Source organism: Tunturiibacter gelidiferens (genome assembly GCF_013410115.1).
GTDB classification, from domain to species: domain Bacteria; phylum Acidobacteriota; class Terriglobia; order Terriglobales; family Acidobacteriaceae; genus Edaphobacter; species Edaphobacter gelidiferens.
In genome coordinates this window covers 96,304-109,517 of record NZ_JACCCV010000003.1, presented here as the reverse complement: position 1 = coordinate 109,517, position 13,214 = coordinate 96,304, and the positions used below count along the sequence as shown (strand labels likewise).

At 55.4% G+C, this 13,214-nt stretch carries 13 protein-coding genes; 10 read left to right on the top strand and 3 right to left on the bottom strand.

Annotated features, from left to right (window positions below; all coding sequences use genetic code 11):
* Position 1 precedes the first annotated feature (1 nt).
* The 7 genes from HDF12_RS21840 (at position 2) to HDF12_RS22715 (ending at position 6,132) form a co-directional block, all read left to right on the top strand.
* A complete protein-coding gene (locus tag HDF12_RS21840; protein WP_179587345.1) occupies positions 2-868 on the top strand; it encodes a cytochrome c oxidase assembly protein in 867 nt (288 codons plus the stop codon).
* Complete coding sequence (locus tag HDF12_RS21835) at positions 852-1,622, top strand: MlaE family ABC transporter permease (RefSeq protein WP_179587343.1); 771 nt, start codon at positions 852-854, stop codon at positions 1,620-1,622. The genes HDF12_RS21840 and HDF12_RS21835 overlap by 17 nt, the downstream gene beginning before the upstream one ends.
* Positions 1,619-2,359, top strand: coding sequence for an ABC transporter ATP-binding protein (locus tag HDF12_RS21830; protein ID WP_179587341.1), 741 nt, complete (start codon positions 1,619-1,621; stop codon positions 2,357-2,359). The genes HDF12_RS21835 and HDF12_RS21830 overlap by 4 nt, the downstream gene beginning before the upstream one ends.
* A gap of 4 nt (positions 2,360-2,363) precedes the next feature.
* A complete protein-coding gene (locus HDF12_RS21825) occupies positions 2,364-3,728 on the top strand; it encodes an MlaD family protein (protein WP_179587339.1) in 1,365 nt (454 codons plus the stop codon).
* Positions 3,729-4,394: 666 nt separating this feature from the next.
* Positions 4,395-5,666 (top strand): NAD(P)/FAD-dependent oxidoreductase, encoded by a 1,272-nt coding sequence (locus HDF12_RS21820; protein ID WP_179587337.1) that lies wholly within the window; start codon positions 4,395-4,397, stop codon positions 5,664-5,666.
* 35 nt (positions 5,667-5,701) lie between these two features.
* On the top strand, positions 5,702-5,938 hold the full coding sequence (locus tag HDF12_RS22720; protein ID WP_306458051.1) for an OsmC family protein: 237 nt from the start codon (positions 5,702-5,704) through the stop codon (positions 5,936-5,938).
* A complete protein-coding gene (locus HDF12_RS22715) occupies positions 5,854-6,132 on the top strand; it encodes an Ohr family peroxiredoxin (protein WP_373564004.1) in 279 nt (92 codons plus the stop codon). Before HDF12_RS22720 ends, HDF12_RS22715 begins: the two co-directional genes overlap by 85 nt.
* A 6-nt stretch (positions 6,133-6,138) precedes the next feature.
* On the opposite strand, the gene HDF12_RS21810 is transcribed toward HDF12_RS22715, so the two are convergent.
* Positions 6,139-6,306 (bottom strand): hypothetical protein, encoded by a 168-nt coding sequence (locus HDF12_RS21810; RefSeq protein ID WP_179587335.1) that lies wholly within the window; start codon positions 6,304-6,306, stop codon positions 6,139-6,141.
* 1,007 nt (positions 6,307-7,313) lie between these two features.
* Between HDF12_RS21810 and HDF12_RS22710 the strand changes: the two genes are divergently transcribed.
* Entirely contained in the window at positions 7,314-10,400 is a 3,087-nt protein-coding gene (locus HDF12_RS22710) for an ATP-binding protein (RefSeq protein WP_179587333.1), read from the top strand.
* 58 nt (positions 10,401-10,458) lie between these two features.
* Here the strand turns inward: HDF12_RS22710 and HDF12_RS21800 are convergent, their stop codons facing one another.
* Complete coding sequence (locus HDF12_RS21800) at positions 10,459-10,911, bottom strand: hypothetical protein (RefSeq protein WP_179587331.1); 453 nt, start codon at positions 10,909-10,911, stop codon at positions 10,459-10,461.
* A 120-nt stretch (positions 10,912-11,031) separates the two neighbouring features.
* On the opposite strand from HDF12_RS21800, the gene HDF12_RS21795 reads away from it, so the two are divergent.
* Together HDF12_RS21795 and HDF12_RS23020 are read left to right on the top strand one after the other, a co-directional pair.
* Positions 11,032-11,871 (top strand): RNA polymerase sigma factor, encoded by an 840-nt coding sequence (locus tag HDF12_RS21795; RefSeq protein WP_179587329.1) that lies wholly within the window; start codon positions 11,032-11,034, stop codon positions 11,869-11,871.
* A complete protein-coding gene (locus tag HDF12_RS23020; RefSeq protein ID WP_373564000.1) occupies positions 11,814-12,341 on the top strand; it encodes a winged helix-turn-helix domain-containing protein in 528 nt (175 codons plus the stop codon). Before HDF12_RS21795 ends, HDF12_RS23020 begins: the two co-directional genes overlap by 58 nt.
* Positions 12,342-12,389: 48 nt before the next feature.
* Here the strand turns inward: HDF12_RS23020 and HDF12_RS21785 are convergent, their stop codons facing one another.
* A complete protein-coding gene (locus tag HDF12_RS21785) occupies positions 12,390-13,163 on the bottom strand; it encodes an enoyl-CoA hydratase-related protein (protein WP_179587325.1) in 774 nt (257 codons plus the stop codon).
* Positions 13,164-13,214 lie beyond the last annotated feature (51 nt).

Here is a 13,214-nt window from a genome sequence, read left to right as displayed (position 1 = left end):
GTTGGAGACCTCTTGGCTGAATCTCATTACCGATTGGGACATACCTCCCGCAGTCACGGGCACCCTCGTGGCTGTGGGCATCATTTATGGGAGAGGCTGGCTCACGCTTAGGCGCACTCGACCCAAACAGATCCCTAAGTGGAGGCTCTTCTCCTTCATCGCAGGACTATTTGCCATCTTCGTGGCGGTTTCTTCCTCACTCGACACTTACAGCGAGACACTGTTGTTCATGCACATGACTCAGCACTTCGTGCTGATGTCGGTGGCACCTCCACTCATCGTGTTGGGGTGTCCGTTCGTCCCCATGTTGCGCGGTCTACCGCGCCCGATCGTGCGTCGGATTGGTGGACCGATCTTTCGGTCTTCCGTCGTGCATTCGCTTCAGGGACTCTTTTCACGCTTGCCGTTTGCGTGGTTTGCAATGAACCTGACCTATGTTGGCTGGCACATTCCGAAAGCCTACGAATTCGCGTTGTCCTCGGAGAATTGGCACAACTTCGAACACTTCTGCTTCTTTGCGACGAGCCTCATCTTCTGGTGGCCCATTGTGCAGCCCTGGCCGTCACAACGTCGATTGAACTCCTGGATGATCATTCCATACCTGCTGACTTCGGACTTCGTAAACACCGGTTTATCGGCGTTCCTGTGTTTTTCTGGACGCTTGCTCTACCCGAGCTATGGAGTTGTCGAGCGGCCCTTTGGGATCGACGCACTAAAGGACCAGATCGCAGCAGGGGCCTTCATGTGGGTATTCGGGTCTTTGGTGTTTCTTGTTCCCGCCATCTACCTGACTACCCGATTCCTGGCGAACGGTCGTCTCATGAGCGAGAAGACAGGACTGGAGAGGGCGCGTGCGCTGGCTCAATAACTTATTCGAGTTCGTCGGTAAGGTGGGCCTGTTCAGCCTGCGGGTTCTCGTTGACGCCGTCAGGTCTCCGTTCGAGTTTGCCCAACTTGGCCGTCAGCTTGTAGAAGTGGGAAACAAATCCCTCGCCCTCATCATCGTGTCCGGCTTCGCCCTGGGAGCCGTAATGACTCTCCACACAAGAAGTACCTTGGTAATGTTTGGCGCCACAGCGATGATACCGGCCGTGCAGGCAGTATCGTTCTTCGTCGAAATTGGACCATTGGTCGCGGGGCTACTGCTTGCGGGTCGAGTCGGCTCCGGAATCGGTGCCGTCCTTGCGAACATGAGGGCCTCTGAGCAGGTTGACGCCATCGAATCGTTGTCGATTGACTCTTTCAAGTACCTGGTTGTGCCTCGCGTCCTGGCCTGCGTGATCGCTCTTCCCTTTCTGACACTTTTCATGGATTTCGCAGGACTGCTGGGAGGCTTCCTCTCAGAAGAGCTCTCCTCGCACATAGCGCCGACACTCTACATCAATCGCGCCTTTGACTATCTTCAGTGGTCGAACTTCATCGCGCCTACTCTGAAAACCGCCGTATTCGGTTTCATTATCGGCTCCGTCTCTTCCTACTTCGGCTATACGACGGACAAGGGAGCGCAGGGTGTCGGCGAAGCTGCTACCAACAGTGTTGTTCTGTCTTCCCTGCTGATCATCGTTGCCGACGTAGTGCTGATCAAGTGCATCTTCTTCCTCTTCCCGGATACGGCCATATGAGCGAAACCCAGACCATCGCGGTGGAATTCAAGCATGTGATGAAGTCGTTCGGCACAAAACGCATACTGAACGACGTGTCGTTTCACATCGATCAGGGGCAGGCCCTGTGTCTGCTCGGTCGCAGCGGTACTGGTAAGAGCGTCACTCTCAAACTGGTTATGGCGCTCATGCGGCCCGACTCAGGAGAGGTCTGTGTTGATCAGGACAACGTTGTCGGTATGGACGAAAAACATCTGTCTCTCGTTCGCAGAAAGATGGGATACCTGTTTCAGGATGCAGCGCTCTTCGATTCCCTGACACTCTACGAAAATCTTGCACTGCCACTCAGCAGGCTGACCAGGAAATCCAAGGACGAGATTGAGGACGTGGTCCACCGTACACTTACCGATGTCGGCCTGGGAGCAGATGGTGCGAAATTCCCATCGGCACTCTCGGGAGGTATGAGAAAGAGGGCCGGCCTTGCCAGAGCGTTGGTTCTTGAACCCAAGATTCTGCTGGCTGATGAGCCGAGCAGTGGGTTGGATCGTATCACTGCCGCTGAGATCGATGAGTTGCTCATGCGGCAAAAAGCCGAACGAGGAACCGCCCTGATCATCGTGACACATGATGTGCGCGGAGCCCGCAGGGTAGCTGACCGGGTCGCCGTGCTCGACAAAGGAAATCTCGTCGCCTTCGGCTCGGTAGACGAGGTAAGCCGGAGCGAAAACGAAGTCGCTCGCAAACTTATTACGGAGTGAAGCAATGTCTAGACGATATCTCGCTGTAGGAATCTTCATCATTGCCAGCGTAACCTTGTTCGCGCTCGGAATCTTCCTCGTTGGGAATCGTCATGAGGCTTTCTCGCGCCACGTGCTGCTGTATACGGAGTTTGCCGATCTCGATGGCATAGCCAAGGGTTCGAAGGTGCAAGTAGCGGGCATGGATGCTGGCCAGGTGACGAGGATCGAAGTACCTCGTTCGCCAAGTGATCATTTTCGTGTCCAGATGAAGGTCGACGAGCAGCTTCATGGCCTGGTTCGAACCGACTCCGTCGTAACGATCGATACAGAAGGCGTGGTGGGTAACACGTTCCTCACGATCCATTCGGGTTCCCCGAATGCAACGATTGCGCAAGCCGACTCGGTACTGCAAAGCAAACCTCCCGTAACCATGTCCGACCTGCTGACTCATGCTCTCGGGATCATGAACGATGCGGACGCAACGATAAAGCAGGTGGGAGGCAACCTGAACGTCGTACTCGACGGGGTCAATGGCGCCGTGGGTAACGCAAACGATCTGCTCGTAGGGTTGAAAGAGGGCCGCGGGCCAGCGGGCATGCTTCTCCAAGATGAGAAGATGGCAGGACAGATTCGAGAGTCCGTGTCAAACGTGCAGTCGACAACCTCGAACCTAAACCAGGCCTCGGGCCGTGTGAATAGCATCGTTGCAGATGTTCAGCAGCGTCAATTACCTCAGAAACTTGATGACACGATGACGCAAATTCATTCTGCGTCGACCCGCGCCGATTCGACCATCCAACAAGTCCAGCAAAGTCTGACCCAGGCCCTGGGGCCCGATGTAAATGGTGTCACCGCAGGTCAGAACGTCAGCGAATCGCTGACCAATGTCAACGTTGCGACAGGTAACATGGCTGAGGATACAGAGGCGCTCAAACACAACTTCTTCTTTAAGGGCTTCTTCAATCATCGCGGCTACTACACACTTGGCAGTTTATCGCCACAGGAATATAGACACAGTAAGCTCTTCGGTAGCACGCAGAGCCCACGCGCCTGGCTGCAGGCTGATGCATTATTTCAGCACGGGCCACATGGCACGGAGGAATTGAGCCCCGACGGGAAGCATGTGATCGATGCTGCCGTTGCATCACTGGGAGACGCGATCTTCACCCACCCTATCGTAATCGAGGGGTATTCCGATGCCGCGGTGTCAGCCGATGCTCTTTCCTGGTCCTACGCACGCGCACAGCTCGTTCGCAACTACCTCGAGGCACGCTACCCCTTCACCACCAAGAATGTGGGCGTCATGCCCCTGAGCGCGGCTCCTCCGCCGGGGTTGGGGCATGATCGTTGGTCCGGTATATGCATCGTGGTTGCGGAGAGGAAGTAGTCTGTTCGGCGGCGCGATCACGAGCGTTCCGTGATGTCGAAGTGAAATTCTTGATCATGAGCAGTGCGGTGACTAGTGAAACTCCATGAATGTCAGATAGCTTCGTAGTAGCACCCGGTTATCCTGCGGTAGAACCTCAGTCTGCAAGATGGCCACTTCATACTGAGAACTGGAGCATTTTTTCGACGAGCTCCTGGGCCGTCGCACAAATCTCAAGATACTGATGGAACCCGGCCAGCTGGCCCATAGCCTCCCGCTCCTCAAGTCTTATGAGAGCTATTACTCTCGACGCTCCAGTCCCTCTGTTTTCGGTACTGGAAGACAGCTCGCGATCCTTGTGGCTGGTAGAGCGTTGCGGCATGGCACATGCTCTCCGGACGTCCCTTACCCGATGCCGAGCTCCGAGAACTATTACATTTTTATGTCAGATCCGTAAACGATTGTGCTGGATGGTAACTTCCCGCGAAAACGCCTGATGACAGCGCCGTATTACATGAACATGTGATTGTTTCGGCGCAATGCGATTGCTACTCTCTGGCTGGAAGTTCGTACTCTCCCGCCTCGATGAAAACCTGGGAGTGCGCGAATGGATACGGGAGCGCGCGTCGATTCTGCGTGCTCTGAAGCGAAGTATCGTTCCAAAATTGAAGATTTGAGAGCGAAGAGATGACGACGAAAGCTCCTCTTGTGGTGATTGTCGGCGGTGGATTCGGTGGACTAGCCGCAGCAAAGGGATTGAAACGCTCTCCGGTCGACGTTTTGCTCATCGATCGCTCCAATCACCATGTCTTTCAGCCTCTTCTATACCAGGTTGCGACTTCAGTGTTGGCCCCTGGGCAGATCGCATCGCCTATCCGTAGCCTCTTGGCTGATCAGACAAACACATCTGTAATGCTGGGCAGCGTGACGGGGGTGGATGCAGCCTCAAAGCAGGTGATCGTGGATGCCGACGACAAGACGGGCACCAGCATCAACTATGACTACCTGATTCTTGCCACTGGGGCTACCCACAGCTATTTCGGGCACAACGAATTCGCCGCCTTCGCACCCGGCCTCAAAAGTCTGTCCGATGCTGAATCCCTTCGGAACCACTTGCTGGAGGCCTTTGAGAAGGCTGAGATCGAAGACGACTCGGATCGGCGGAAGGCGTTGATGACCTTTGTGATGGTTGGTGCAGGACCGACCGGAGTCGAGATGGCAAGCGCGATTGCGGTCATGACTCAAACCACGTTCCGCAAAGACTTCCGTCGAATCGATCCGAAATCGGCCCATATCGTTCTCGCGGACATGGGCACTCGGCCGCTGGCCACTTTTTCGGAGAAACTCTCCGAAGCCGCAAGGCAGCGGTTGGTGTCGCTGGGAGTCGATGTTCGTCTCGGAAAGCCCGTTCAATCCATCGACGCGGATGGTGTAGTGATCGGAGAGGAGCGCATTCAGGCAAAGACGGTAGTATGGACGGCCGGTGTTGCCCCTTCACCTGCCGGAAAATGGCTTGGATGTACAGTCGACCGGGCGGGCCGCGTTCGCATTCAGCCGGACCTTTCCGTCCCCGATCATCCGGACATCTTTGTAGTTGGGGACACAGCATCGCTCGATCAGGATGGCAAGCCGCTGCCGGGGGTTGCGCAGGTTGCGATGCAGCAGGGCAGGTACGCAGCCAAGTCCATCTTCCGCAAGGTGATCGGCCATCCAGCCTTGCCGCCGTTTCGCTACTTCGATAAGGGTAATCTTGCCGTTGTAGGTAAGAGCTTTGCAGTGCTGCAGAGCGCCGGAGTGCAGCTCAGTGGCTTTATGGCCTGGCTCGTGTGGGCTCTCATACACATTCAATTCCTGGCGGAGAACAGCTTGAGGTTCAGCGTCTTTATGCAATGGGTGTGGACCTATCTGAGCGGCAAACGCGGTGCTCGGTTGATCATCCGGCAGCGATCAGACAGTTGAGTCAAATTTGTGCATGCAATCGGACGGGCTTCACTATGGCAATCGAGAACGCAATTTACACGGCCAGAGCAAAAGCGATGGGCGGACGGGTTGGCAGCGCGAAATCAGATGATGGACAAATTAATCTGAAACTTGATCGTCCCGTTGAAATGGGCGGTAAAGGGAATGGCACCAACCCAGAGCAACTATTTGCCGCGGCTACGCAGCCTGTTTCATCGGTGCCCAGAAAGTTGTTGCGGGAGAGCGCCACATTCGGATCCCGGAAGAGGTAGCGATTGACTCGGCGGTCTCTTTTGGCCCTCTGAACGGAGAGGCTGAAGGATTCGGTATCGCCGTGGCTATGACGATCTACCTGCCCGGCATTGAAAGAGCCACCGCGGAGGAATTGGTGCAACGCGCCCACCAGATATGCCCGTATTCGAACGCAACTCGGGGCAATATCGACGTATTACTGACTGTCGCCTAGAAATTCCTAGCTTTGAGTGGCATCAGGAGCCTCGAGCAGCAAGCTGAACGCAGCTCCGAATGTCGGATTGTTTGTGGCTCCGAGGTCTCGCTCATGGGCCTCTACGTTAACCTGCAAGAGCTCTGCCCGCGTTGCCATTGACAGGTAGCTTGCGGCTGCGGCTGTTGATTCCATGCTGGCATCGCGAACTCCCAGGGCGACGTCCACCCTAATCGCTAGTTTAGTAGGGCGTCACGAGAACACTCGCGTCATCATGGCCGTGGTCCAAGCTGCGGATCAGGAACCAACTCTGCGCGAGATGTTCCACGAATTTACGGATCGCATTGTCCATCGAGCGGGCAAGTTGCTGGAGCTTAAAGCCAGCGCTCACTGAGGAGCACCGAGGGCCAGGCGAATGGTTTCTCACGAGTCAGCCGTCTCGCGCCATCGACGCAGCTCGTAATCGGGCATTCCTTCTTGTTTCCGCCCGTTTGCCTTAACGGTTCAATCAACCGTGTGCGTAACGAAGGCAGCTAAAGGTTGGCAGTGACCATCATTGCCAGAGAGAGCCGGAGGTATGAATGCATTTGATGCTCCTACTTCGAAAGCTCCATCTCGGACACGGATCCGCGTCGTGACCAAGGGCATTCCGGATTTTGCGATTGAGGGCCAACCCCCACTATCTTTCAAACTTGGCGTTGGCTCTTTCTCCAGTGTCAGTTCGTGTTCACTGTAGCTGTATTGGATTATGAGTAGAATGTGGGCACGTGTCGAAAACATATCAACGAGCGCGGTCTTTTGTTTCCGTCGAAGATCGCGACCGCTCAGCACACTCAATCCGTGTGTCAGGCTCGCAGCTATGCTGGCTTCTTGTCTTAATGATCGTTGCCTGTTTTCGGTGTCCGTCGTCGCTCGGGCAAACGCCGGCACCGGTAAACGTGCAGGTGGGTCACGACCCTTGGACCTTCCAACAGGGAGCGCCCGCTGACGTCGAGTGTTTAGCACAGACCAATGACGGGTTCCTATGGCTGGGCAGCACCAACGGATTATTTCGCTTTGATGGAACGCGATTCGAACCATTCAGCTCGCCGTTTGGCGATCGGCTCCTCTCGAACAACCCGTACTCCTTGTTCGCACCGCAGTCTGGCGGCCTCTGGATCGGCTACTCGTTAGGAGGCTTCAGTTTCCTGGATAAGGGGCGAGTGACCAATTATTCGAGCGAGACTGGAAGTGTCTACGGTTTTGCCCAGGATCGGGATGGAATTGTATGGGCAGGCACCTCCAGTGGTCTATGGAGATTCGATCATTCGGGGTGGCAGAATATCGGGGTTGAGTGGAACGTTCCTGCAGGACGCTTTATCAATGTTGGATTTGATTCAGAGGGGATACTTTGGGCTTTGGTGGGCGGTTTTGAAGCCCCGAAAGACCTCATCTACCTCAAACCGGGGACCAGACACTTCAAAACAGCTGGCAGCAATTTATCTGTCACCGGGTTCACCTGGGAGCCGGATCGAACCATCCTGACCGCGCCCGCGGCCCCACGTGTGTCCGTCTCCGGCGAAGGTCCTGATGAGAGGCTACCTGCTTACCCGGTCACAAAAAAAGACCTTCAAATTGTTGATCGAAACAACAGTGTTTGGATCTCACCCTGGGATAAGCCCGTCGTGATGCGCCTTCCAAAAGACAGCCTGCGTGATGTCCACAACAAAGTGTCCCCAGCTATTTCTGAGACCTATAACATAAACCATTTTGAGTTCGCAGAGTTGGTGGATCGTGAAGGAAATATCTGGTTTGGAGACACCAGGGGTATACATCGATTCTTCTACACCCCGTTGATCAGACAGGAATTCCCGAAAGAAACATCGGAGAGTGGGGATTTCGCCGTGGTTGCTGATGACAATGGGGCCGTATGGATCAGTGGCGGTAGTGGCACTGGCGTAAAAGTGAACCTTTATCATGTCCTGGGGGCCAAGGCCGAGCGTCGTCTCCCGCGGGTGACATCGTCATTTGCCTACCGCGCACCTGACAAGACGTTTTGGTTCTCCGGGGAACGTTGTCTTTGGCATCTTGTCGGAGACGATTTCGTGCGCGTGAACCTTCCCCCGGAGATGGTGAACCAATTTGGATTCCTGCAGACGATTACCGGGGACCAACAAGGAGGAATATGGGTCTCCTTCGGCCGCCACGGTTTATACCGGTTTGCCAATGGTAGTTGGACACCTGACGGCGGCCGCGACGACCTCCCAAAGACAGGGACCTACCTGATGACTGCGTTCACCGATAGCCTTGGCCGCGTGTGGTTTGGCTATGCGAAGAGCCAGCTGGCAATTTTGGATGGCGACCGGGTCCGTCGATTCGGTCCGAGCGATGATCTTCAGGTGGGCAATATTACGGCGATCTATGGACGAGGACCGGAGATTTGGATCGGGGGTGAATTTGGGCTGGAGCAGTTTGGCCAGGGACGCTTCCGCAAGATCGCTGCTGTGAATGACGAATGGTTGCGCGGAATCTCTGGAATCGTGGAAACACCCGAGGGAGATTTATGGCTCAACGCGATTTCAGGGATCTTCCATATCCCCAAGGCGGAGATCTCCGAAGCTTTGAAAGACTCTGCGTATCGGGTCAAGGGCGAGCACTTCGGCATACGCGAGGGACTTTCAGGGATTGCCAACCAGTTGCGTCCGTTGCCAACCGCCATCGAGGGCACCGATGGGCGACTGTGGTTCGCGTTGCGCAACGGAGTGGTGTGGCTCGATCCAGCAGCTTACTCTGAAAAACGAACAGTGTCGCCTCCGATCACCATCCAGTCGGTCGCTGCCGACGACAAATTCTACGCGCCCGATTCTCGTCTCTCTTTCCCAGCCCACACGTCGAGCGTGCAGATCAGCTATAACGCAGTGAGCCTCTCCGATCCCGAGGCCATCCGATTCCGCTACAAGCTGCAGGAGACAGACAAGGACTGGCATGAAGCGGCGGTGGCCACCCCCATTACCTATCGCAACCTTCCTCCCGGTTCCTATCACTTCAGCGTTGAAGCGTCGGATACCAACGGCGTCTGGTCCGGCGCACCCGCAAACATGGCTTTCACAATACTGCCGGCTTTCTATCAGACCAATTGGTTCCGCTTGTTGTGCGTGGCTGCGTTTCTGGCATTGCTTTGGGGGCTGTATCAACTCCGAGTGCAACAATTGCGGGGAGAGGAAAGAAAACTTCGCGAAGCCATCGAGACCATTCCGGCGATGGCGTGGGTCACTGGAGCCGACGGGGCCGTACAATTTAGGAATCGACGCTGGGAGGAGTATACCGGCGTGTCGCAGTTGGGAAAAGCGGAGGAACTCAGGAAAGTTGTTGTTCATCCTGAAGATCTGGATCGACTTGAGCGACGACGGGGCGCGAGCATTGCCAGTGGTGAGCCGTACGAGGAGGAGATGCGCATCCGCCGCATCGACGGGGAGTATCGGTGGTTTTTGGTCCGCGCCGTGCCGCTGCGAGACAAGCGAGGAAAGGTCGTGAAATGGTATGGTGCGGCGACCGACATTCAAGATCGCAAGCGTGCGGAACAGCTACAGGCAGACCTTGCACACACCAATCGGGTCAGCATACTCGGAGAACTGGCTGCCTCAATCTCTCACGAGTTAAAGCAGCCGATTAGCGCGGCCGTGATGGATGCGGAGGCCAGCCTGCGATGGCTCAACCGCGACCAGCCGGACCTGGACCAGGTGCGCCGGGCAACATCATCGATTGCAAAGGACGGGAGGCGTGCAGCCGACATCATCGATCGTTTGCGGTCGTTGTATAAGAAGACGCCTCCACAGAAAGAGTCGGTCGACGCGGATGAAATCATCGGCGAAATGGTCCTGCTGCTGCGGAGCGAAGCCACCGAGCATGCCGTTTCGATTCGCACGGACCTTACCGCCGATCTTCCCAAAATCACCGCTGACCGGGTGCAACTGCAGCAGGTACTGATGAACCTCATACTCAATGGTATCGAAGCGATGAAGGAGACTGGCGGAGTGCTTACGGTCAAGACGGGACAAGGCGAGTGCGGTCAAGTGCTGATCTCGGTCTGCGACACCGGAGCAGGATTGCCGGCCGGAAGAGCGGACGAGATCTTCAATGCCTTCTTCACCACGAAACCTCAGGGCAGCGGCATGGGGCTGGCGATCTGCCGTTCCATTGTGGAATCGCATGGTGGCCGTTTGTGGGCCACGTCTAACGACGGACGAGGCGCGACGTTTCATTTCACCTTGCGTACCGAGGTGATGGAGCCAAGACCCCTGGTTACCTAGAGCGATTTTTATCGCCTTGATGCGAGCCGTAAGAGCTGACGTGTTCAGAGAAAACTCATCAAAGCTCACGTCCAGACATAAGATCGGCCAGGGCAAGGTTTATTACCGGGACACCGAATGTATAACCCAGCTCTACCTCGGTTCGCGGAGGCTCTTGAAGGAGGATGCCAGCCGGAGGTCTACTTCGATCGAGTTCAAATTCGAAGACCCGGTCCTTGAGGTTCTCGTGGACCGATATCAGATTCAGCAAATCATCATCAATCTGGTCAACAAGACGACTCCGATCGCTTGCCGGGAAGGCGGCATCAACTGGCGTGCGGCTGCGGCCGGAGCATGCTTCACAATTTGGCGCCAGTGTATGCGTGGACAAACTGAACTCCTGTTCTTGACTAACAGAAACATGTAATTGGCAACAAAAGCGTCGGTTGCTACCATCAGGCTCACGGTGGAAGGAGCGATAGATAACGACCAGTACGCGCTGGTAGCTCGGCAGTCGGGCCATCCTTGACATATTCCCTTTTCCGGCAGATCCCCCGACCCGTCAGACAGACCACCCCGACACTGGATATGGCAGGAAATCGCTGATCATCCATTAAACCGCTCCACCCCTATCACGAAAGGTGTCGAGTTGATGAATCCAAGTGAGCAGAACGGAAGCCCCTCACCCGTAGGTAATGGCCAAGACAAACATGGCGATCTGTTGCTTGTTTTAGCGGCATGTTCCGGGGACTCACACGCCTTCGTCGAACTCAGTAAGCCACACTCCACGCGCATTTTGCTTACGCTCTATCGAATTACCAAAAATTGGCAGGATGCAGAAGATGCACTTCAAGAGGCCTTGATGAAAGCATTTCTGCATCTTGATTCATTTCAAGGTAAGGCTAGCTTCTCGACATGGTTCACGAGCATCGCGGTCAATACCGCGCTCATGCTGTTGCGAAAGCGGCGCGGTGTTCTAGAGATTGCGATTGATAACGGGGGCGAGGTGGATACGTACGGCGAATGGGATCTTACGGATTCCCGGGACAACCCCGAACAATGCTTCGAGAGGCAGCAACGGGCGGAGTTGATCCAATCCGGCATCCTGCAACTTCCTACGGGACTTCGCAAAGTTATCGAACTTCAACACTCAAGGGATCTTTCAACCAAGGAGATCGCACAATGCCTGGGCATTTCGCTGGTGGCTACGAAGTCGAGGCTCTTACGTGCGAGAACAGCGTTACGTGTGTTCGTACAACGCGAGGCCGGCAAATCGCCTACCCACGCCGAGCTTGCGTGGGCAAAACAGCCAGCGTTTCCAAAAAATAGCGACACTGACATCAACGCTTCTCCAACGCGCCGCAAAACCAAGAACGGTAGTAGCTCTGACCTGATCGCACACAGCCTCGTTTCGGTAAAAGTAATGAGCCCCATATGGAAGAAAACGATTCGCCCGGGCGACGAGGAACTAAGCCCCGTTGGAGGTACATGACCATGGAACGAGCGGTCATATTCGCAACAGATCGCCAAGTCTCGTCCTCCTGTGCATTCCAACTGAAGTCTCCTGACGCAGAGCTAGACACGATGCGTATCGGTGAGATTGAGTTGAATCCGGCAACGCGAACTGTTAAAAAATTTGGTTATCGCGTTCACCTTACACCGACAGAGTTCGAGTTAGTTCAACAGCTGATGAGCCATGCCGGTCGACCAATTAGGCATTCGCGACTATTGGCTGCGGTCTGGGGATCCAGATACGGCCTAAAACCTGAGTACCTCCGGACGTATATGTGTCAGCTCCGGAAGAAGCTCGAGGACGATCCCGAACATCCGCAGTATCTGCTGACCCACTCTCATTTCGGCTATTACTTCGCAGATAGATGCGCCCACAGTATGACCGATGTTCGCTCGGTAAGGACGGGGTTCCGCATCCCGCTGGATGGGCCGCAAAGAGAGGACTTGTAGCTCATCCCGAAGAGTTGCATGGATCAGTTGGCACACGAATGCGCAATATTACGCGGTTTCGCTGGAATTGAATCGAGGCTGCCGCTTCTCGAAGAACGCGGTAAGCGCCTCACGAGCATCCGCCGAGCGCACTCTTTCGCTAAACTCCACCATCTCGTCCTGGGTAGCCTCTTCGACACGTGGTCGAAATTGACGGCGGAGAAGTTGTTTGGAAGCCTTGAGTGCAGCCAGTGGTTTCTGTGCCAGCTCTTGAGCTATTTTTTCCGTCGCGCCAAGGACTTCAGCATCGGGGAGGACCTTGGTGACCAGTCCCAGGTTCAGGGCCGTGGGTGCATCGAAAGGATGTCCGAGGAGAATGATCTCAGCCGCGCGAAGGTAGCCAACCTGATCGGGCAACGAGAAGCTGGTTCCAAACTCCGGCACCAGAGCCAGATTGATGAACGGATACTGGAACCTGGCACTCTGACCGGCGACGACGAAGTCGAAGTAGGTGAGCATGGTGGCTCCCGAGCCGACCGCTGCGCCTCGAACTGCGCCGACGAGCGGCTTGTCGAACACGCGAAGAGCATCGATCAGCTGCTCTTGCGGGCTATCGCCACTGCCGGGAGGATGGTCGAGAAAGTCCTGAAGATCATTTCCCGCGGAGTAGTTGTCCCCTGCCGCGGATACCAGCACTACCCGAATCTCGGGCTTTGCCTGAGCCGTGTTCAACAGCTCGGCGAACTCCATATACATGTCTAACGTAAGCGCATTCCGCTTTTGCGGGCGATTCAGCTCGATCTTGAGAATGTCCGCGTCCAGATTATTGAGAATGTATTCCATATCACCTTCTCCCAATTGCGCAACCCACGTCCGCAAGGAGAGTGCGCGAAC

What these genes read in the sequence shown, in the direction of transcription:
- HDF12_RS21830 (WP_179587341.1), top strand. Translation starts at nt 1,619, where the DNA reads ATGAGCGAAACCCAGACCATCGCGGTGGAATTCAAGCATGTGATGAAG.
- HDF12_RS21825 (WP_179587339.1), top strand. Translation starts at nt 2,364, where the DNA reads ATGTCTAGACGATATCTCGCTGTAGGAATCTTCATCATTGCCAGCGTA.
- HDF12_RS21820 (WP_179587337.1), top strand. Translation starts at nt 4,395, where the DNA reads ATGACGACGAAAGCTCCTCTTGTGGTGATTGTCGGCGGTGGATTCGGT.
- HDF12_RS22720 (WP_306458051.1), top strand. Translation starts at nt 5,702, where the DNA reads ATGGCAATCGAGAACGCAATTTACACGGCCAGAGCAAAAGCGATGGGC.
- HDF12_RS21810 (WP_179587335.1), bottom strand. Translation starts at nt 6,306, where the DNA reads ATGGAATCAACAGCCGCAGCCGCAAGCTACCTGTCAATGGCAACGCGG.
- HDF12_RS21800 (WP_179587331.1), bottom strand. Translation starts at nt 10,911, where the DNA reads ATGTCAAGGATGGCCCGACTGCCGAGCTACCAGCGCGTACTGGTCGTT.
- HDF12_RS21795 (WP_179587329.1), top strand. Translation starts at nt 11,032, where the DNA reads ATGAATCCAAGTGAGCAGAACGGAAGCCCCTCACCCGTAGGTAATGGC.
- HDF12_RS23020 (WP_373564000.1), top strand. Translation starts at nt 11,814, where the DNA reads ATGGAAGAAAACGATTCGCCCGGGCGACGAGGAACTAAGCCCCGTTGG.
- HDF12_RS21785 (WP_179587325.1), bottom strand. Translation starts at nt 13,163, where the DNA reads ATGGAATACATTCTCAATAATCTGGACGCGGACATTCTCAAGATCGAG.